We start from the raw sequence: 16,756 nt of genomic DNA, 5'->3' as shown, positions 1-16,756 counted from the left end.
CCGGCCTCTCGCAGCGCGCGGCACGCGCGCTGGAGCGGGATCCAGACAGATTGAACGCGCGCGAGCAGCCAGAAGCGGACGTACGAGTCAGGCATCCGGCGCGGAATCGAGGCCGAAGGCCGCCGCGCCATCGCAGTCGCGCCCCCACGCGGCTGCAATGGCGCGGCTCCTCATTCGGTTGCGTATGGTCCGTTCAAGGCCGTCTCAAGCCGATCACATCACGCTTTACTCTGCAGCCGGGCGTTCCAGTGCCAGCCCGCCGATCCCCGCCAGCAACTCGACGATCCGATCCACTCCTTCGCCATGACGCAGGGCCGCAAAGACGAAGGGCCGACCGGCCCGCATCCGGGTCGCGTCCCGCTCCATCACCTCGAGTGATGCGCCCACATGCGGGGCAAGGTCGGTCTTGTAGATCACCAGGATGTCCGACCGGGTGATCGCCGGGCCGCCCTTGCGCGGAATTTCCTCGCCCGCCGCCACGTCGATCACATAGATCGTCACATCCGCCAGTTCCGGGCTGAAGGTGGCCGACAGGTTGTCGCCGCCCGATTCGATCAGGATCAGGTCCAGGTCGGGGATGGCCGCGTTCAGCTCTGCGATGGCGGCCAGGTTGATCGACGCATCCTCGCGGATCGCCGTGTGCGGACAACCCCCCGTCTCGACCCCGCGAATGCGCTCCAGCGGCAGCACCTGCAGGCGCATCAGCGCCTCTGCATCCTCTTGCGTGTAGATGTCGTTGGTCACCACCGCCATCGATACGCGGTCGCGCAGGGCGCGGCACAGCTCTGCGGTGAGGGTCGTCTTGCCTGCGCCCACCGGGCCGCCCAGGCCCACGCGCAAGGGTCCGTTCGGGGATGTCATCAGTGCCTCCTCAGGATCGGAAAAGCCGGGAATACAAGATCTCGTGGCGCATGCTGGCGATATCCACCAGCGGGGCAAAGCCGCCGATGTCGTCCAGATCGGCGGTCATGGCACGGGCCGCGAGCGACTGGCTGAGCGGCGCCAGCGCCTGAACGATGCGCTGGCCGTCGGTCTGGCCCAGCGGGATGAGCCGGACGCCCGCGCTGGCAAGGTTCGCGGCAAAGGACTGCAGGTAGATGCGGATGGCCGCACCGACCGGCAGGTCCAGCAGCGCCACCGCACGCCCCGCGGCCACCGGATAGGCGTATTCCGGAAGGTCCACCCGCCAGACATCCGCCACCGTCCGGGCAAAGGCCGCGCCCTGCAGCAGGGTTTCCTGCCGCCGTTCGGATGAAGGCGACAGCGCGAGGGCCAGCGCCGAGAGGTCTTCGGCATCCCCAGTCACAGCCTGTGAAATCAGCACCGCGTCGGTCCAGCCCGCCCCATGCTCCAGCACCACGGCCAGCCAATCCTGCAAGGCGGCGGGCGTCGTGACCTCGCCCGCCTGCACCGCCGTTTCCAGCCCGTGCGAATAGGCGAAGGCCCCGACCGGAAAGGCCGGAGAAAAGAGCTGATGCAGGGTCAGATGCGGATCAGTCATGGGTATGGGTGTCCGGACCATGGGCATGCGAATGGTCGTGGCCATGGGTGCGCCCGTGGCCGTAAGCCCCGCCTTCGGGGGTGAAGGGCTCAATCACTTCCGTCACCTGCGCGCCGATGCGCGCCAGCATGTCGGCGATCACGTGATCGCGCTGGATGAGCAGCCGGTCGTCTTCGATCTGGCAGGGGGTGTGGCGGTTGCCGATGTGCCAGGCGATCCGGGGCAGCGCGTCGCCGCGCACCTCGAGCAGTGGCTCGGGTGCCGCAGCGATGGCGATTTCCTCGCCGGTTTCGGTGATCAGAACCCCGCCGTGGTCGAGCGATGTGGTCTGCGCGAGATCGGCCAGAACGGTCTGGCCGTCTTCCAGCGTCAGAACCTTGCGGCGCAGGAACCGTGCCTCGTAGTCCAGCACGGCCCGGCCCAGCGGTTCCTTGTGCGCATGGCCATGATAGCCGCGCGCGATGTGGTCGGGGGCGCTCATGCGCGCCCCCGGACCGGGATCAGCGGTAGTAGCAGTCGCGGAAAACGTGATCCACGATCTCGCTGCGCTTGATCCGCAGCGCATCGAGTTGCGCGTCGCTCATGGCTTCCAGCGCGCGCACACGGCGCAGACGCGGGTGATTTTCGGCCATGTGTTCGATGGTGTCGTGAAACCAGGCGGTCAGTCGGGTAAAGACGCCCGCCTTGGGGTAGACGTCGTGATGGGATGCGGCATGTGCCATTTGAAGCTGTCCTTTTGATTGCTCCGTTGCTTCGCTTGCACATGAAATAGGCAGTTTGTGAACGGCCCAACACCCCTAGCTGGTCAATGCCGCAATGCAGCAACCGCATGGCTGCAGGCGGTGTTTCGCTGGTCATTCCCGGTTTTGACCCAGGGCGCAAAGGCTGCACGGCAGCCTGGCGGAGTGCTCCGGCACTATCGATATGCGTGATCACCTTGCTCACCGTTCGTATTGCTTTCGTCCGTCGCCTCAAAACAGGAAATACCGTTGCGCCATCGGAAGTTCGTGCGCCGGTTCGCAGGTCAGCAGCTCGCCGTCGGCGCGCACCTCGTAAGTTTCGGGATTGACCTCCATCCTGGGCGTGGCGGTGTTCAGCACCAGATCGGACTTGCCGATGCCGCGTGTGCCCTGCACCGCCAGCGTCTCTTTCGCGAGGCCCAGCGTGCCACGGATATCTGCCGACAGCGCCGCCTCGGACACGAAGGTCACGGCCGAGTGTTCGACCGACCGGCCGTAGGCGCCGAACATGGGCCGGGTATAGACCGGCTGCGGCGTCGGGATCGAGGCGTTGGGGTCGCCCATCTGCGCGCAGACGATGGTGCCGCCCATCAGCACCATCTCGGGCTTGACGCCGAAGAAGGCAGGCGACCACAGCACCAGATCGGCACGCTTGCCTTCGGCGATGCTGCCGATCTCGTGACTGATGCCATGGGCGATGGCAGGGTTGATGGTGTACTTGGCGATATATCGGCGCACGCGCATGTTGTCGTTGTCGCCTGTCTCCTCGGGCAGTTTGCCGCGCTGTTTCTTCATCTTGTCGGCGGTCTGCCAGGTGCGGATGATGACCTCGCCCACCCGGCCCATGGCCTGACTGTCGGACGCGATGATCGAAAACGCGCCCATGTCGTGCAGGATATCCTCGGCGGCGATGGTCTCCTTGCGGATGCGGCTTTCGGCAAAGGCCACGTCCTCGGGGATGGATTTGTCAAGGTGGTGACAGACCATGAGCATATCGAGATGCTCTTCCAGCGTGTTGACCGTGTAGGGCCGCGTCGGGTTGGTCGACGACGGCAGCACATGTTCTTCGCCGCAGATCTTGATGATGTCCGGCGCGTGACCGCCGCCCGCGCCCTCGGTGTGAAAGGCGTGGATCGTGCGGCCCTTCATGGCCTTCACGGTATTCTCGACAAAGCCGCTTTCGTTCAGCGTGTCGGTGTGGATCATCACCTGCACGTCGTAGTCATCGGCCACGCCCAGACAGCAGTCGATCGCGCCGGGGGTGGTGCCCCAATCCTCGTGCAGCTTGAGCGCGCAGGCCCCGCCCAGGATCTGTTCGACCAGCGCCGCGGGCTGCGCCGCGTTGCCCTTGCCCGCAAAGGCCAGGTTCATCGGAAAGGCATCCGCCGCCTGCAGCATTCGCCCGATATGCCAGGGCCCCGGCGTGCAGGTTGTGGCCAGCGTGCCATGCGCGGGGCCAGTGCCGCCGCCCAGCATCGTGGTCAGACCCGAATGCAGCGCATCCTCGATCTGCTGCGGGCAGATGAAGTGGATATGGCTGTCGAACCCGCCCGCTGTCAGGATCCGCCCCTCGCCCGCGATGGCCTCGGTTCCCGGGCCGACGATGATGTCGACGCCCGGTTGCGTGTCGGGGTTGCCGGCCTTGCCGATCTTGTGGATGCGCCCGTCGCGCAGGCCGACATCGGCCTTGTAGATGCCGCTCGCGTCGACGATCAGCGCGTTCGTGATCACCGTGTCCACCGCCCCGTCGGCGCGGGTGGCCTGCGACTGGCCCATGCCGTCGCGGATCACCTTGCCGCCGCCGAACTTCACCTCTTCGCCGTAGACGGGCGCGTTGCCGCCCGCGGCCTGCCCCACCCGTTCGGCGGTCAGGTCACGCTCGACTTCGATGATCAGGTCGGTATCTGCCAGCCGCAGCCTGTCGCCCGTTGTGGGGCCGAACATCGCGGCATAATCGGCACGGGAAATGACAGCGGGCATGACGCGCCTCCTTACTTCAGTTTCAATCCGCGCTTGGCCAGTCGGCGGGAATTGCTGCGGGTCCTTGCGCGCAAGGGCTTGATCGCCGACACGACGATCTGGTCGGGCCGTTCGCCGCGCATCGCCGCGAACATCGCATTCATCGCCGACTGGGTCAGCGCCGGGGTCTTTTCATCCACCATCCGGTTGTTTTCGGACGTCGTCACGTTCCAGAGGCCGGCCATGCCCCAAAGGCGCATCGCCATGACCGACTGCGTTTCCGCAGCAAGGTATCCCATCTGAAGCGATGCGCCCAAAAGGTCGAACGGCGTGGCATATGTGGTCTTTTTCATGTTGCACCAATCAAAAGCGGAACGGTCCGCGGAATGTGTCAAAGTCACCGGGGTCATTGAGCCTCATGTCAGTCGAGCGCCCCCATCACGCTCTGGTTGAAGCCGTAGATCTTGCGCGCGCCCGACACCGGGATCAGCGCCACCTCGCGCCGCTGGCCCGGCTCGAACCGGACAGCGGTGCCCGCCGCGATGTCGAGCCTGTGGCCACGGGCCGCACTTCGGTCGAAGTCGAGCGCCGGGTTGGCTTCGGCGAAATGGTAGTGCGAGCCCACCTGCACCGGCCGGTCACCGGTATTTGCGACCATCAGCGTGATCGGCGTGCGGTCGGCATTGAGCGTGATGTCGCCCTCGGCCGGGAAAAGCTCTCCGGGGATCATTTGCGCGCCTTTGACGGGGCGCGCAGCAGCGCCAGGCCGGCGGCGCTGGCGATCAGGGCAAGGCCCAGACCCACGGCCAGCCAGCTGCCGCTGTCATGCGGGTGCAGATGCGCGCCGGGATGCGCGGCCACCGGGCCAGAAAGCAGCAGGAGGGCGGGAATGGCGGTGCGGAACATGGGGCAGTCTCCTTTAAGGCCTCAGCGGATCGGGTTGTGAACGGTGACAAGCTTGGTGCCGTCGGGAAACGTCGCCTCGACCTGCACTTCGTGGATCATCTCGGGCACGCCGGGCATGCACTGGTCGCGGGTGATGACCTGCGCGCCTGCCCGCATCATCTCGGACACCGACCGCCCGTCGCGCGCGCCCTCGACCACCGCGTCGGTGATCAGCGCGATGGCTTCGGGGTGGTTCAGCTTGACGCCCCGCGCCAGCCGGCGGCGGGCGACCTCGGCGGCCATGGCGACCATCAGTTTGTCTTTCTCGCGGGGGGTCAGTTGCATGTCAAAGCATCCAGGGTCGGGGAAGGTCGGCGCCGGACAGATGGCGCAGGACCGGGATCAGATGGCGGCGCAGCTCGAACCCGTCGGGGGCCAGCAGCCGCAGGAAAAGAACGTCGGGGTCAGGCGCGCTGACCCCCGCCGTCGCAGGCAGCAGGGCACGCAGGGCCTCAAGGTGGCGGGCCGCCTCGGGTGCGGCCAGGATCACGCTGGCCATTGCCCGCGCGCCCGATGCTGTCCGTGCCAGATGTGCTGCGGCATCCCCATCCAGCCGCAGCCGGTCGGCAAAGCGCAGGTGCCCGTCGATCCGCAGATCGACATGGTCGCGCAGAAACAGGGTGTGCACCGCCTCTCCCATGGCCGCGCGCCCGAACAGCAGCGCCTCGCAGGCCAGCACGCGGGCATCCGCCGCCATGTCGATGCGCAGGCGACGGTCCAGTGCCGCGGCCTCGAACAGGATGGTTTCCTGCGGCAGCCAGTCGATGCGCGCGCCCGGTCCCGCCGTCAGGTCGGTGAACACGCGGCCCGGCGCGCCGGGGCTGGCGCGATACACCCGCTCTGCCGCCTGCGTGGTGAGCGTGAGCGCGGCACCGGTCTCGGCCTGCGCCGAAAGGTCAAAACGGTCGCCGCCGGTGATCCCGCCCGCGGTGTTGAGCCAGACCGCCTCCAGCCGCGCCGACCGGCTGCGCGGAAACAGCAGCTTGCCCGAACCGGATTGCGCCAGATCGCGCAGCACCGTGCGCCCGTCGCGCAGGGCCGCCCGCACCAGCCCGCGCCCACGGGCGCGGTTCAGGGCAGACGTGTCGGGGGTGCGATCAAAGGGAATGGCAGGCTCCTTGCAGACGGTCACAACGGTTGAACCACGCCGGTCGCGGCAGACAAGACGGCAGCGCCCTTGCCCGGCGCACAGCCATTCGGATGCACAATTCGCGCGCAGAAATCGCCCCGCATCACCCCATTCGCCCAATTTTAGGGCAGACTTGAACCATTGCGCATCCGCCGCCTTCTGCGGGGCCTCGGGCGCGAAATCGCAGCGGTTGGGCTTGATATCAAGAAGCGGCGTTCCGTTCAGACAGTCGAGGCCGCGCACATGCACGCGTGGCCCGTCGATGCCCAGAAGCCGGACCATCGAGGTGCCGATGGGGTTGGGCCGCACCGGGGACCGCAGGGAAAACGTGCCACGCGTCTGCCCGTCTGACTTGGGACTTTGCAGCACCAGGTCACGGCGCGATTCGTGCAGCCAATAGAGCACCTCGATGCTCTCAAACGCCTCCAGCCCCGCCAGCGCGGGCGTCCAGTCGGGGGCCAGATGCAGCGTGCAGATCGGCCCGTCGGCCCGCCCCTGCCGGGGGCATAGATCGCGCGAAGTAAAGGGCGTTTCGATATGCCCGATGAAGCGCAGCGTGGCATCGGCGGGCGGCGACAGGTCGATGCGCTGTTCGCCGTCGCGCAGGGTGGCGGGGTCGTGGGTCATGGCTGCGGTGCCTTTGCCGAAGGAGTTGGCGAATCCTACCGCATTCTGCCGCCGCTGCCAGCCATGCAAACCGCTTGCGGACTGCAGATTCTTCCGGCAAACTCGGATCATCGGGAAATTTTGCAATGGCGGGAAATTTTGCAAAGTATTACAGAGGCTGTCTGGCTGGCGCTTGATCTGGTCCTGTCTGCGGACAGTGACCTGATCGAGATTGTCGGCCTGTCGCTGCGGGTCAGCCTGACCGCGCTGCTGGCGGCCTGCCTGATCGGCCTGCCGCTCGGCGCCCTGCTGGCGATCAGCCGTTTTCCCGGGCGCGGAGCCGTTCTGGTTCTGCTCAACGCCCTGATGGGTCTGCCGCCGGTGGTCGTGGGGCTGCTGGTCTACCTCTACCTCTCGCGCGCCGGGCCGCTGGGATTTCTGGGGCTGCTTTATACCCCCACCGCAATGATCATCGCCCAGACGATCCTGATCACGCCCATCGTCGCCGCGCTGTCACGGCAGGTGCTCGAGGATCTGCACGACGAATATGCCGACCAGTTCCGATCCTTCAATCTGGGCCGCTGGCACATGATCGAGGCGCTGATCTGGGATGCGCGCTATGCCCTGCTGACCGTGGCGCTGGCCGGTTTCGGCCGCGCGGTGGCCGAGGTCGGCGCGGTGATCATCGTTGGCGGCAACATTGACCATCTAACCCGGGTGATGACGACGGCCATCGCGCTGGAAACCTCGAAGGGGGATCTGGGGCTGGCTCTGGCGCTTGGTCTGGTGCTGATGGTGATCGCGCTTGGCGTCAATGCGCTGGTGCAAGGGCTGCGGATGTCCGCGCTGCGGCAGGCCTATGCTTGAACGCGCGCTTCCCGGCCCCGCCTTGGCCACGCCCATCAGCCCGCTGCGCCCCGGCCCGCTGGCCTGTCGCGATCTGTGCTTTGACACCGACGGCCAGCGGCTTTTGCACGACGTGACGCTGTCCCTGCCCGCGCGCGGCATCACCGTGGTCATGGGGCCCAACGGCGCGGGCAAGAGTGTGCTGCTGCGGCTGCTGCACGGGCTGGCCGCGCCCACCTTGGGCCACGTGCTGTGGCAGGGTGCGCCCCTGGACGGGGCCGCGCGCGACCGTCAGGCCATGGTGTTCCAGAAACCCGTGCTGCTGCGTCGGTCGGTGGCGCGCAACGTTGATTTCGTGCTGCGCGCGAGGGGCCGCAAGGACAACGCGCTGCGCGACACCCTGCTGGCCCGTGTCGGCCTTGCAGAGCGTGGCGGCCAGCCCGCACGGCGGTTGTCGGGCGGCGAACAGCAGCGGCTGGCGCTGGCACGCGCGCTGGCATCAGCGCCGGACCTGCTGTTTCTGGATGAACCCACCGCGAGCCTCGATCCCGCGTCGGCGCAGATGATCGAGGATATTCTGCGCTCAGAAGTGGCGCGCGGCACCAAGATCGTGCTTGTGACCCATGATATCGCCCAGGCCCGCAGGCTGGCCGACGACATCGCCTTTCTGCACCGCGGCCGGCTGACCGAACATCGCGGTGCCGGTGCCTTTTTCAACGCCCCCGCCAGCCAGCCCGCGCGCGACTACCTGTCGGGCAAGCTGCTGTCCGATCAAACATGACCCCCCCCAGCAGAAGGATCCGCCATGCGATCTGCCGCCCTTGCCCTTTGCCTTTCCCTTTGCAGTCTGACACCGGCCCTGGCCCAGGACCGCGCCATTCTGGTGCAATCCACCACCTCGACCGCGAATTCGGGCCTTTACGATGCGATCCTGCCCGACTTTACCGACGCAAGCGGCGTCACGGTAAACGTTGTGGCCGTGGGCACCGGCCAGGCGATCCGCAATGCGCAGAACTGTGACGCGGACGTGCTGCTCGTACATGCCAAGGCAGCGGAAGAGGCGTTTGTGGCCGAAGGGTACGGCGTTGCAAGGCAGGACCTCATGTACAACGACTTCGTCATCGTGGGGCCCGCAGACGACCCGGCGCAGATCGCGGGGATGTCGGATGCCGAGGCCGCGCTGAGCAGGATTGCCGAGGCCGGCGCGCTCTTTGCCTCGCGCGGAGACGACAGCGGCACGCACAAGAAGGAACGCGCGCTCTGGTCGGCGGCCGGGATCGACGTCAGCGACGCCTCGGGCGGCTGGTACCGCGAAACCGGGTCGGGCATGGGCGCCACGCTGAACGCCGCCGTGGGGATGCAGGCCTATACCCTGACCGACCGTGCGACCTGGATCAGCTTTGGCAACAAGGCCGATTTCCGCGTCGCGGTCGAAGGGGACGAGGATCTGTTCAACCAGTACGGCGTGATCCTCGTGAACCCCGAACGCTGCCCCAGCGTGCAGGCCGAGGCGGGCCAGGCCTTTGTCGACTGGCTGCTGTCCGACACCGGCCAGCAGGCGATTGCCGCCTACACGCTAGACGGTCAGCAGCTGTTCTTTCCCAACGCCGCGAAATGACCGGCACCGCGCGCGAGACGCCCGAATTTCTGACCGTGCCGGAATTGGCCGCCTTGCTGCGGATCAAGGAGCGAAAGGTCTACGATCTGGCGGCCAGCGGCGCGGTGCCCTGTTCCAAGGTCACGGGCAAACTGCTTTTCCCCGAGAACGAGGTGCGCGCCTGGATCGCCGCCGCGGCCAGCCCCGGCACGGGAGCGCAAACCGCGCGCGCGGCGATCTTTGCCGGCAGCCACGACCCTCTGCTGGACTGGGCGCTGCGGCAATCGCGCTGCGGGATCCCGTCCTATTTCGACGGATCTTTCGACGGGTTGGACCGGTTTGCCGCGGGCGAGGCGATGGCCACCGGCCTGCACATCCACGACGCCGACAGCGACAGCTGGAACATCGCCGCGGCAAAGGACCGGCTGGCCGGGCAGAATGTGGTGCTGCTGGGCTTTGCCACCCGCCAGCGCGGACTGATCCTGCGCCCCGGGGATGCCGCGGCGATCCGGGGGATCGGCGATCTGCCCGGACGCCGATGCGTGCCGCGCCAGCGCGAATCCGGCTCGCACGCGCTCTTCGCCCATCTCTGCGCAGAGTCGGGCCTGACCGAGGCGGCGCTGACCCTCACCGAACCCGCGCGCAGCGAAACCGATGCGGTGCTGGCGGTGCAGACCGGGGCGGCGGATGTCGCCTTTGGCCTCGCGGCGCTGGCGGTCCCCTATGGTCTGGCCTTCGTGCCGCTGGTGACCGAACGCTTTGACCTGCTGGTGGACCGCAAGGCCTGGTTCGATCCGCCGCTGCAGCGGTTCCAGGAGTTCGTCCAAAGCGACAGCTTTGCCAGCCACGCCGCGACGCTTGCGGGCTATGACCTGTCGGACCTGGGTCAGGTGCGCTGGAACGCCTGAGCGCGGGGGCTTAGGCCAAGGCCGCCACCAAGCCCGGCAGATCGGCAAAATCGTCGAACGCGGCCGCGCAGGTGATCTGCCCCACCTCGGTCTTGCGATAGCCGAGGGTATAAAGCAGGAACGGCACGCCCGCAGCCTGCGCGGTGTCGGCATCGACCTCGCTGTCGCCCACATAGATGCGCGGCCCCTCAGCGCCGAGCTTTTCAAAGCAGGCCTGCAAAGGCGCCGGGTCGGGCTTGCGCTGCGGCAGGCTGTCGCCGCCCAGAACCGCGCTGAAATGGCGATCCAGACCCAGATGCCGCAGCACCGACTGCGCCGGGCGCAGCGGCTTGTTGGTGCAGATGCCAAGCGCATATCCCTGCCCCGCCAAAGCCCGAAGCGCGGGCACGACGCCGGGATAGATCACCGTCAGATCGACCGCCGTGTCGTAAGCGCCGACAAAGGCCGCGTGCAGCGGGTCCTGCTCGGCCTCGGGCAGATCCCGGGCGGCGCGCAGGCGGGCAATGAAGACAGACGTTCCGCTGCCGATGAAACGCTTGGTCTCTGCCAGAGACAACTCCGCCAGGCCACGTTCGGCCAGCAGCCGGTTGGCGACGACGCGGATGTCGGGGGCGCTGTCGATCAGCGTACCGTCGAGGTCAAAGACGACGGCGCCGCCCGTGGGGGTCACGCCCAGACCACGGTGCAGGCGTCGCGGATGGCGCGCATGTTGTCGCCGTAGACCGACGGATTGTCGACCGACCCGCCCCGGAACACCGCCGATCCGGCGACCAGCACATCGGCGCCCGCGTCGATCACCGCCTGGGCCGTCTTGGGATCGACGCCGCCGTCGATTTCGATATGCACCGGCCGGTCGCCGATCAGCGCGCGCAGGCGGCGCACCTGTTCGACCTGGCTCTGGATGAAGGATTGCCCGCCGAAACCGGGGTTCACGGTCATCACGCAGACCAGATCGCACAGGTCGAGCAACGGAACAGCCGCCTCGACCGGCGTGCCGGGGTTGAGCGCGAGCCCCGCCTTGCACCCCGCCGCCCGGATCGCCTGCAGCGTGCGGTGGGTGTGCGGCCCTGCCTCAAGATGCGCGGTCAGAATGTCGGCGCCCGCCTGGGCATAGGCGTCGATGTAGGGATCCACCGGCGCGATCATCAGGTGCACGTCCATCACGGTCTTGATATGCGGGCGGATCGCGGCGCACAGCGCCGGGCCAAAGGTCAGGTTCGGCACGAAATGCCCGTCCATCACGTCCACATGCACCCAGTCGGCGCCCTGCGCCTCGATCGCCTGAATTTCCTGGCCGAAATTGGCGAAATCGGCGGAAAGGATGGAGGGGGCGATCTTGATGCTGCGGTCAATGGTCATGGCGCTGTCCTGCGTTGAAAGGGCTGGCCGTGGCATCGGACGCGGGGCGCGCCATGTCAAGACTCAGCTTGTGATTGTGACGCCTAGAAAAGGCCCAGCCGCGTCGCCACCCAGACCACCGCGAACCCCAGCGCCAGCCACGGACCAAACGCCAGCGCTGTGCCGCGCCCCGTACCGCGCAGGGCCGCCGCACCCAGACCGCCCATTGCCGCGATCAGCAGCACGAAGGGCAGCGCCGCCCAGCCCAGCCAGGCCCCCGCGGCGGCAAAGAGCTTGGCATCGCCGAGCCCCAGCCCCTCGGTCCCGTGGCGGCGGAAATGCAGCTCTCCGATCAGCCAGAAAACGCCGTAGCCCAGTGCCGCCCCGATCAGCCCGTCGGCCAGCCGCCCCTCGGCCCAGGCGAACACCAGACCGGCGGCGATAAGTGGCAGGGTCAGCGCATCGGGCAGCCGTTTCTGACGCAGATCCACGATTGCCAGCGCCGCAAGCACACCCGCCAGCGCAAGGCTCAGAGCCATATCAGCAAGGCTCACGACCGGGCCCATGCAAGGAATTGCGTCAAAATGCAGGCGTCGCGAACTTTTTCTGCGCGCTGTTGAAACTCTGCGACCAATTCTTCCGTGCCTTCCCCATACCGCTTTCGGATCGCGCTCCGAAGGCGGTGCCATTTGCCGACATGTGTCGGTTCAAAGATCTCGTTCAGGGAGAAGACAATGAATTCCATGAAAAGAACAGCCAAGGCCGGGTTGATGGTCAGTGTGCTGGCTGTCACGGCCACGGGGGCGCTGGCGTCTTCGCACCGCGAAGCGCCGGGCATCACCAAATCGCCCAAGGTCGACGCAACAGATTTCTACATGTTCCGCAGCTATGAACCCGGGCGCGAAGATTATGTGACGTTCATCGCGAACTACCAGCCGCTTCAGGCCCCTTACGGTGGCCCGAACTATTTCACCATGGACAGCGATGCGATCTACGAGATTCACATCGACAACGATGGCGACGCGATCGAAGACATCACCTTTCAGTTCGATTTCGAAAACAAGCTGGCGATGAACGGCCGTGGCATCGCGGTGCCGGTCGGCGACATCGATGTCGCGATCCCGCTCAAGGCCGCCGGGCCGATTTCGCGCACCGACACCGGCACTCTGAACGAGATCGAGACCTACCAGCTCAACATGATCACCGGCGACCGCCGCACCGGCGACATTTCTCCGATCAACCGCCCCGGCGCCGGTCCGAACTTCGGCAAGCCCGTGGACAATATTGGCAGCAAGACGATCCCCAACTACGAAGACTACGCGGGACGGTTCATGTACGACATCGACGTGCCCAACTGTGACGGGCCGGGCCGTGTGTTCGTCGGTCAGCGCGCCGAGGCCTTTGCGGTGAACCTGGGCGAGATCTTCGACCTTGTGAACCTGGTGCCGCTCGAAGGATCCATCGAACAGTCGCGCGACAATGACGATCTGGTCGGCAAGTTCAACGTGACCTCGCTGGCCATCGAAGTGCCGATCGACTGCGTGACCGGTGACGGCAACGGCGTCATCGGCGCCTGGACCACCGCGAGCCTGCCGCAGGCCGAAATCGAAGACCCGTCGCCCACCTACGAGGGCACATCGGTCTACGGCGGCGCCTGGGTGCAGCAATCGCGCCTGTCCAACCCGCTGGTGAACGAAGTGGTCATCGGCCTGCCCGACAAGGACCTGTTCAACGCGGCCGAGCCGACGCAGGACAGCGCCCTGGCGGATTACGTGACCAACCCGACGCTGCCCTTCTTGCTGGATGCGCTGTTCCGCGGTCCGCTGGGTGCTGACGGCAACATCGCACCGTCGAACCTGCCGCGGCAGGATCTTGTCACCGCGTTCCTGACCGGCTTTCCGGGCTTCAACCAGCAGGCGACCGTGACCGGGTCCGAGATGATGCGGCTCAACACCGCCGTGCCGCCGACCCCGCGAGACGCACAGAACCCGTTTGGCGTCGTGGCCGAAGATCTGGCCGGTTTCCCGAATGGCCGCCGTCCGGGTGACGACACCGTCGACATCGCCCTGCGTGTGGTGATGGGGGCGCTTTGCCATCCCGTCCCGCTGGGTGCGGAGCTTGGAGTTGAAGGTGCCGTCGAAGATACCGAAAGCGACCTGATCAACCTCGGCCTCTGCGCGCCCGAAGATGCACCGGTGGGCACCGCGCCCTTCACCGATGGTGCCCCGATTTCGGCCGCCGAACTGGGCAACAGCTTCCCCTACCTCAACACGCCGCTCGCTGGTGCAGGCAACTGAGGGGAATGATGATGACCGAACGCAAAACCCCCATGAGCCTTCGTCACAGGACAGCCGTCCTGCTGACCTCCGGGCTTCTGCTGGCCGCCTGTGACGGCGGTGGCGGCGGCGGCGGTGGCGGCGGCGGCGTGGTCCAGGGCATCGCGACCCTTGGCCAGGCCTTCGTCAACGCCTTCAACCTTGGCCCCAACGATGAACCTGTCGATGCGCAAAGCGTCGATCTGGTGCTGACACCGACGGAAGAGCCGTTCAACCCCTGAACCACTCACAGGCTCTTTCATCGAACAGACGGCCCCCGGATTTGTTCCGGGGGCCGTTCTGCTTTGGAAAGGCGTGCATCAGCCGCCGACCCTCGGGTCCTCACTCCTCTGGCGGCAGGTCTCCGACCGGCAGCAGGCGCCGGGCATAGACCGTCACCGACCGGCCCTGAAGGTCGTTCGTCCGTACAATCCGGCTTTGCAGCCGGACCCGCGCCGCTCCGACTTCGGCCAGCACCTCGAGGTCGAAGACATTCGAGGTAAAGCCGCTGTTTTCGGGCCGCAACGCGCCGATCCCTTCCAGCCCCGCCCGCGTGAGCATGCCGTCCGTATCGCGCAGCCGCTGGACCCGCGCGGCGATGGCGCGATTGTTAAACATCGCCTGCAACAGCAGCGGCGGCGCGGTGTTGAGGTTGATCGTCCCCTCGACCGGCAGGGCGGTGACATAAGGCGCAAGCTTGTCCAGCATGTCGCCGGGCAGGCCCAGCCGTTCCAGATCGCGCAGATCGCCCACCGGGCCAAGCCGCTGAAGCGCCGCGGCCACGTCGCCCGCCCGTTCGGGCGGCAGGTCGAGCAGCGCCAGAAGCCGGGCAAAGAACTCCACGGCCGCGAATCCCTGCGCCGCCAGCCTGTTGATGTCGAACCGCGCCTGCGCATCGGTCACGGTGACGGAGAATTGCCCACCCGCCAGCGTCACCTCGTCCTGGTTCACGCGGGTCCAGGGCTCGGCGTAGTGGTCGCTGTCGGGCGCGGTTTCCAGATCGCGGCGCAGCGCGTCGACGACCGATGCCTCGGCCCCCAGCGCCAGCCATTCCGCCTGCACCGCATCGGACTGCCGCGCCACGCGGTCGAGTGCCGCGTCGCGGCTGCCCAGCATCAGCAGCACGACGCTGGCGGCGATGGCCAGGATCACCAGCACGTTGACCAGCACCACACCCGACTGCGGGTCGCGCGCCCTCATTGCCGCACGCCCGCAGGCAGCGGCATGAGCCGGGTCAGCGTGGTGGGCGTAGCCTCGGACGGCAGGATCACGGTCAGCGACAACTCTGCCGCCAGCGGCAGGCCCGGCGCGCCGTCCTGCGGCGGCCAGCCGGTCAGCCAGCCCTGCCCGCCGCCGGTCACGCGCCACGCCGCGTCGGTCACATCCCCCAGCAGCACCTGCGCGACCGGCGCCGCCCCGCCGCTGTCGATCTCGCGCAGCATTTGCCCCTCGGTCAGCGCATAGCGGATGCCGACCGGATCGGGATCGGCCTCGCGCCTCAGGCGCAGGCCGTCGGCATCCAGGGTCAGGGCACCGGCGCGGGTCTGCGCCAGGTCGCGCCGGATCACCAGCAGCGCGCGGTCGATCTCGGCCAGCCGTTCCAGACGCCCCTCGGTACGCGCGTTGACCTTCAGCACGGTGTCGAGGATCGTCAGCCCGGCGACGCCGATCACCGCAAAGATTGCCATGGCGACCAGCAATTCCACCAGCGTCACGCCCGCATCGCGCGATCGTGCGGCGGCTGGCCTCATACGGAGGTGGCCCCGATCAGGCTGAAATCCCCCGCCCCGACCTTGAGCACCGCCAGACCGCGCTGGCACAGCCCGGATTTGAGGAACCGGTAGGGGCCCAGAACGCCGGAGAATCCGTCTTCGCGCAGCAGGCCCGCGCGGGTCTGTTCGCCGCGCTGGCCCAGCACCCGCAAGAGCTCTGTGCCGTCATAAGCAAGGCCGGTGACGATGCCGCCGGGCGCGCCGGTCGCCTCTTCATAGGCGTCGCGGAACGGGGCAAAGCGCAGGGGATCGGGGGCTGCGAACCAGGCGTCGCGAAAGGCGCGATCCTGCTCAAGATCAAGCGCCGCCCATTGCGTGGAGCCGATAAGCTGCACGCCGCGCCCCTGCAGGGCGCTGGCAAAGGGGCGCAGGCTGGCGTCCGCAGCGGGCAGATAGACCGCCTGCGGCAGCCCCTTGCCCCCCGCCGACAGCGCATCGACCAGGCCGCCCGCATCGCCGCGCACCAGCGGCGCGCGCAGCGCGATGCCAAGGGCGGGGGCGACGCCGCGCACCGCCGCGACCGACTGTTCGCCGAAAGGCCCCGGCGGCACGACGATGGCGATGTCGCGCAGGTTGCGCTGCGCGGCCAGCGCCATCACCGCCTGCGCCGAATGCGCGGGCGTCACGCCAAAGACAAACAGCCCGCGCCCCGCGAGCGACGCGTCGTTCGACAGCGTCACCACCGGCACCCGGGCGCCCACGGCGCGCGCCACCGCGCCCGCCTGCGCGCCAAAGACCGGGCCGACGATCATCCGCGCACCGCCTGCCACGGCGGTTTGCGCGGCCGCGGCTGCCGCCTCGGGCGTGCTGCCGCTGTCGAAGATGTCGATGCCGATGCCCGGGCCGCCGCCCAGCCGCACCGCCTGTTGCAATCGCTCGCCCAATGCCGCGGATTGGCCCGACAGCGGCAAAAGCAGCGCCGCCTGCCCCGGGCCCGATCCGGTCGCGGGCGCGCGCAGGCTGTCGACCGCGCCGCAGCCGGTAAGGACGGTCGTCGCCGCAAGGCCCCGCAAAACCCCGCGGCGCGAAACGGGTGCGGCGGGCACGGGCTGGAATCGAAGGTCGTTTGGCATGGGTCACCTGCTGCTGCACGTCGGGCG

The 16,756-nt window shown here is 67.5% G+C and carries 23 protein-coding genes; 6 read left to right on the top strand and 17 right to left on the bottom strand.

What is annotated here, in order from left to right:
• Window positions 1–225: 225 nt before the first annotated feature.
• From ureG to tsaA, 10 genes are all read right to left on the bottom strand, one after another.
• Window positions 226–861, bottom strand: coding sequence for an urease accessory protein UreG (gene ureG / locus ACOXXX_RS04495; RefSeq protein WP_422825355.1), 636 nt, complete (start codon window positions 859–861; stop codon window positions 226–228).
• Window positions 862–871: 10 nt separating this feature from the next.
• The gene (locus ACOXXX_RS04490; RefSeq protein WP_422825354.1) at window positions 872–1,501 is read right to left on the bottom strand and encodes an urease accessory protein UreF; all 630 of its coding nucleotides are present in this window, start codon (window positions 1,499–1,501) and stop codon (window positions 872–874) included.
• Window positions 1,494–1,982, bottom strand: a complete 489-nt coding sequence (gene ureE / locus ACOXXX_RS04485) for an urease accessory protein UreE (RefSeq protein ID WP_422825353.1) — start codon at window positions 1,980–1,982, stop codon at window positions 1,494–1,496. The genes ACOXXX_RS04490 and ureE overlap by 8 nt, the downstream gene beginning before the upstream one ends.
• A gap of 19 nt (window positions 1,983–2,001) precedes the next feature.
• A complete protein-coding gene (locus tag ACOXXX_RS04480; protein ID WP_422825352.1) occupies window positions 2,002–2,223 on the bottom strand; it encodes a DUF1127 domain-containing protein in 222 nt (73 codons plus the stop codon).
• 249 nt (window positions 2,224–2,472) lie between these two features.
• On the bottom strand, window positions 2,473–4,221 hold the full coding sequence (gene ureC / locus ACOXXX_RS04475) for an urease subunit alpha (RefSeq protein ID WP_422825351.1): 1,749 nt from the start codon (window positions 4,219–4,221) through the stop codon (window positions 2,473–2,475).
• Window positions 4,222–4,232: 11 nt separating this feature from the next.
• Window positions 4,233–4,553: an antifreeze protein gene (locus ACOXXX_RS04470; protein WP_422825350.1), complete on the bottom strand. Its 321-nt coding sequence runs from the start codon at window positions 4,551–4,553 to the stop codon at window positions 4,233–4,235.
• Window positions 4,554–4,621: 68 nt separating this feature from the next.
• Window positions 4,622–4,930, bottom strand: a complete 309-nt coding sequence (locus ACOXXX_RS04465) for an urease subunit beta (protein WP_422825349.1) — start codon at window positions 4,928–4,930, stop codon at window positions 4,622–4,624.
• Window positions 4,927–5,106: a hypothetical protein gene (locus tag ACOXXX_RS04460; RefSeq protein ID WP_422825348.1), complete on the bottom strand. Its 180-nt coding sequence runs from the start codon at window positions 5,104–5,106 to the stop codon at window positions 4,927–4,929. Before ACOXXX_RS04460 ends, ACOXXX_RS04465 begins: the two co-directional genes overlap by 4 nt.
• Window positions 5,107–5,127: 21 nt before the next feature.
• A complete protein-coding gene (locus ACOXXX_RS04455) occupies window positions 5,128–5,430 on the bottom strand; it encodes an urease subunit gamma (protein ID WP_422825347.1) in 303 nt (100 codons plus the stop codon).
• Window position 5,431: 1 nt separating this feature from the next.
• Window positions 5,432–6,901, bottom strand: coding sequence for a tRNA (N6-threonylcarbamoyladenosine(37)-N6)-methyltransferase TrmO (gene tsaA, locus ACOXXX_RS04450; protein ID WP_422825346.1), 1,470 nt, complete (start codon window positions 6,899–6,901; stop codon window positions 5,432–5,434).
• A 138-nt stretch (window positions 6,902–7,039) separates the two neighbouring features.
• On the opposite strand from tsaA, the gene ACOXXX_RS04445 reads away from it, so the two are divergent.
• Genes ACOXXX_RS04445 through ACOXXX_RS04430 form a run of 4 tightly spaced genes read left to right on the top strand, consistent with a single transcriptional unit; the run spans window position 7,040 to window position 10,231 of the window.
• Window positions 7,040–7,747 carry an ABC transporter permease gene (locus ACOXXX_RS04445; protein WP_422825345.1) on the top strand — a complete coding sequence of 236 codons (708 nt, stop codon included), beginning with the start codon at window positions 7,040–7,042 and terminating at the stop codon, window positions 7,745–7,747.
• Window positions 7,748–7,769: 22 nt separating this feature from the next.
• Window positions 7,770–8,507 (top strand): ATP-binding cassette domain-containing protein, encoded by a 738-nt coding sequence (locus ACOXXX_RS04440; RefSeq protein ID WP_422825344.1) that lies wholly within the window; start codon window positions 7,770–7,772, stop codon window positions 8,505–8,507.
• A gap of 24 nt (window positions 8,508–8,531) precedes the next feature.
• Window positions 8,532–9,344 (top strand): substrate-binding domain-containing protein, encoded by an 813-nt coding sequence (locus ACOXXX_RS04435; protein ID WP_422825343.1) that lies wholly within the window; start codon window positions 8,532–8,534, stop codon window positions 9,342–9,344.
• Window positions 9,341–10,231, top strand: coding sequence for a substrate-binding domain-containing protein (locus tag ACOXXX_RS04430; protein WP_422825342.1), 891 nt, complete (start codon window positions 9,341–9,343; stop codon window positions 10,229–10,231). The genes ACOXXX_RS04435 and ACOXXX_RS04430 overlap by 4 nt, the downstream gene beginning before the upstream one ends.
• Before the next feature lie 10 nt (window positions 10,232–10,241).
• Here the strand turns inward: ACOXXX_RS04430 and gph are convergent, their stop codons facing one another.
• The 4 genes from gph to ACOXXX_RS04410 all read right to left on the bottom strand — a co-directional run bounded on the left by gph (window position 10,242) and on the right by ACOXXX_RS04410 (window position 12,314).
• Entirely contained in the window at window positions 10,242–10,901 is a 660-nt protein-coding gene (gene gph, locus ACOXXX_RS04425) for a phosphoglycolate phosphatase (protein WP_422825341.1), read from the bottom strand.
• Window positions 10,898–11,590, bottom strand: coding sequence for a ribulose-phosphate 3-epimerase (gene rpe / locus ACOXXX_RS04420; protein WP_422825340.1), 693 nt, complete (start codon window positions 11,588–11,590; stop codon window positions 10,898–10,900). The genes gph and rpe overlap by 4 nt, the downstream gene beginning before the upstream one ends.
• A gap of 83 nt (window positions 11,591–11,673) precedes the next feature.
• Window positions 11,674–12,123, bottom strand: a complete 450-nt coding sequence (locus ACOXXX_RS04415; RefSeq protein ID WP_422825339.1) for a prepilin peptidase — start codon at window positions 12,121–12,123, stop codon at window positions 11,674–11,676.
• On the bottom strand, window positions 12,120–12,314 hold the full coding sequence (locus ACOXXX_RS04410; RefSeq protein ID WP_422825338.1) for a hypothetical protein: 195 nt from the start codon (window positions 12,312–12,314) through the stop codon (window positions 12,120–12,122). The genes ACOXXX_RS04415 and ACOXXX_RS04410 overlap by 4 nt, the downstream gene beginning before the upstream one ends.
• Here ACOXXX_RS04410 and ACOXXX_RS04405 point away from each other — a divergent pair.
• Both ACOXXX_RS04405 and ACOXXX_RS04400 read left to right on the top strand, forming a co-directional pair.
• Window positions 12,313–13,866, top strand: a complete 1,554-nt coding sequence (locus ACOXXX_RS04405; RefSeq protein WP_422825337.1) for a DUF4331 domain-containing protein — start codon at window positions 12,313–12,315, stop codon at window positions 13,864–13,866. The two genes, ACOXXX_RS04410 and ACOXXX_RS04405, sit on opposite strands and share 2 nt — an antisense overlap.
• 32 nt (window positions 13,867–13,898) lie before the next feature.
• Complete coding sequence (locus tag ACOXXX_RS04400; RefSeq protein ID WP_422825336.1) at window positions 13,899–14,126, top strand: hypothetical protein; 228 nt, start codon at window positions 13,899–13,901, stop codon at window positions 14,124–14,126.
• Window positions 14,127–14,226: 100 nt separating this feature from the next.
• Here the strand turns inward: ACOXXX_RS04400 and ACOXXX_RS04395 are convergent, their stop codons facing one another.
• From ACOXXX_RS04395 to ACOXXX_RS04385, 3 genes are read right to left on the bottom strand one after another with little or no spacing between them, the layout of a single operon-like run.
• Entirely contained in the window at window positions 14,227–15,084 is an 858-nt protein-coding gene (locus ACOXXX_RS04395; RefSeq protein WP_422825335.1) for a general secretion pathway protein GspK, read from the bottom strand.
• Window positions 15,081–15,635 (bottom strand): prepilin-type N-terminal cleavage/methylation domain-containing protein, encoded by a 555-nt coding sequence (locus tag ACOXXX_RS04390; protein WP_422825334.1) that lies wholly within the window; start codon window positions 15,633–15,635, stop codon window positions 15,081–15,083. The genes ACOXXX_RS04395 and ACOXXX_RS04390 overlap by 4 nt, the downstream gene beginning before the upstream one ends.
• Window positions 15,632–16,729: a hypothetical protein gene (locus ACOXXX_RS04385; RefSeq protein WP_422825333.1), complete on the bottom strand. Its 1,098-nt coding sequence runs from the start codon at window positions 16,727–16,729 to the stop codon at window positions 15,632–15,634. Before ACOXXX_RS04385 ends, ACOXXX_RS04390 begins: the two co-directional genes overlap by 4 nt.
• Window positions 16,730–16,756 lie beyond the last annotated feature (27 nt).

Source organism: Thalassococcus sp. BH17M4-6 (assembly GCF_049323015.1).
In the GTDB taxonomy this organism is placed as follows: Bacteria; Pseudomonadota; Alphaproteobacteria; order Rhodobacterales; family Rhodobacteraceae; genus Puniceibacterium.
The sequence above is the reverse complement of the archived record's forward strand: the minus strand, read 5'-3'. Positions and strand labels throughout refer to the sequence as shown.

Coding starts and splice junctions, on each gene's coding strand:
- ACOXXX_RS04390 (WP_422825334.1), bottom strand. CDS start 15,635: ATGAGGCCAGCCGCCGCACGATCGCGCGATGCGGGCGTGACGCTGGTG.
- ACOXXX_RS04395 (WP_422825335.1), bottom strand. CDS start 15,084: ATGAGGGCGCGCGACCCGCAGTCGGGTGTGGTGCTGGTCAACGTGCTG.
- ACOXXX_RS04460 (WP_422825348.1), bottom strand. CDS start 5,106: ATGTTCCGCACCGCCATTCCCGCCCTCCTGCTGCTTTCTGGCCCGGTG.
- rpe (WP_422825340.1), bottom strand. CDS start 11,590: ATGACCATTGACCGCAGCATCAAGATCGCCCCCTCCATCCTTTCCGCC.
- tsaA (WP_422825346.1), bottom strand. CDS start 6,901: ATGACCCACGACCCCGCCACCCTGCGCGACGGCGAACAGCGCATCGAC.
- ureG (WP_422825355.1), bottom strand. CDS start 861: ATGACATCCCCGAACGGACCCTTGCGCGTGGGCCTGGGCGGCCCGGTG.
- ACOXXX_RS04465 (WP_422825349.1), bottom strand. CDS start 4,930: ATGATCCCCGGAGAGCTTTTCCCGGCCGAGGGCGACATCACGCTCAAT.
- ACOXXX_RS04430 (WP_422825342.1), top strand. CDS start 9,341: ATGACCGGCACCGCGCGCGAGACGCCCGAATTTCTGACCGTGCCGGAA.
- ACOXXX_RS04490 (WP_422825354.1), bottom strand. CDS start 1,501: ATGACTGATCCGCATCTGACCCTGCATCAGCTCTTTTCTCCGGCCTTT.
- ACOXXX_RS04405 (WP_422825337.1), top strand. CDS start 12,313: ATGAAAAGAACAGCCAAGGCCGGGTTGATGGTCAGTGTGCTGGCTGTC.
- ureE (WP_422825353.1), bottom strand. CDS start 1,982: ATGAGCGCCCCCGACCACATCGCGCGCGGCTATCATGGCCATGCGCAC.
- ACOXXX_RS04480 (WP_422825352.1), bottom strand. CDS start 2,223: ATGGCACATGCCGCATCCCATCACGACGTCTACCCCAAGGCGGGCGTC.
- ACOXXX_RS04410 (WP_422825338.1), bottom strand. CDS start 12,314: ATGGAATTCATTGTCTTCTCCCTGAACGAGATCTTTGAACCGACACAT.
- ACOXXX_RS04435 (WP_422825343.1), top strand. CDS start 8,532: ATGCGATCTGCCGCCCTTGCCCTTTGCCTTTCCCTTTGCAGTCTGACA.
- ureC (WP_422825351.1), bottom strand. CDS start 4,221: ATGCCCGCTGTCATTTCCCGTGCCGATTATGCCGCGATGTTCGGCCCC.
- ACOXXX_RS04400 (WP_422825336.1), top strand. CDS start 13,899: ATGAGCCTTCGTCACAGGACAGCCGTCCTGCTGACCTCCGGGCTTCTG.
- ACOXXX_RS04455 (WP_422825347.1), bottom strand. CDS start 5,430: ATGCAACTGACCCCCCGCGAGAAAGACAAACTGATGGTCGCCATGGCC.
- ACOXXX_RS04470 (WP_422825350.1), bottom strand. CDS start 4,553: ATGAAAAAGACCACATATGCCACGCCGTTCGACCTTTTGGGCGCATCG.
- ACOXXX_RS04385 (WP_422825333.1), bottom strand. CDS start 16,729: ATGCCAAACGACCTTCGATTCCAGCCCGTGCCCGCCGCACCCGTTTCG.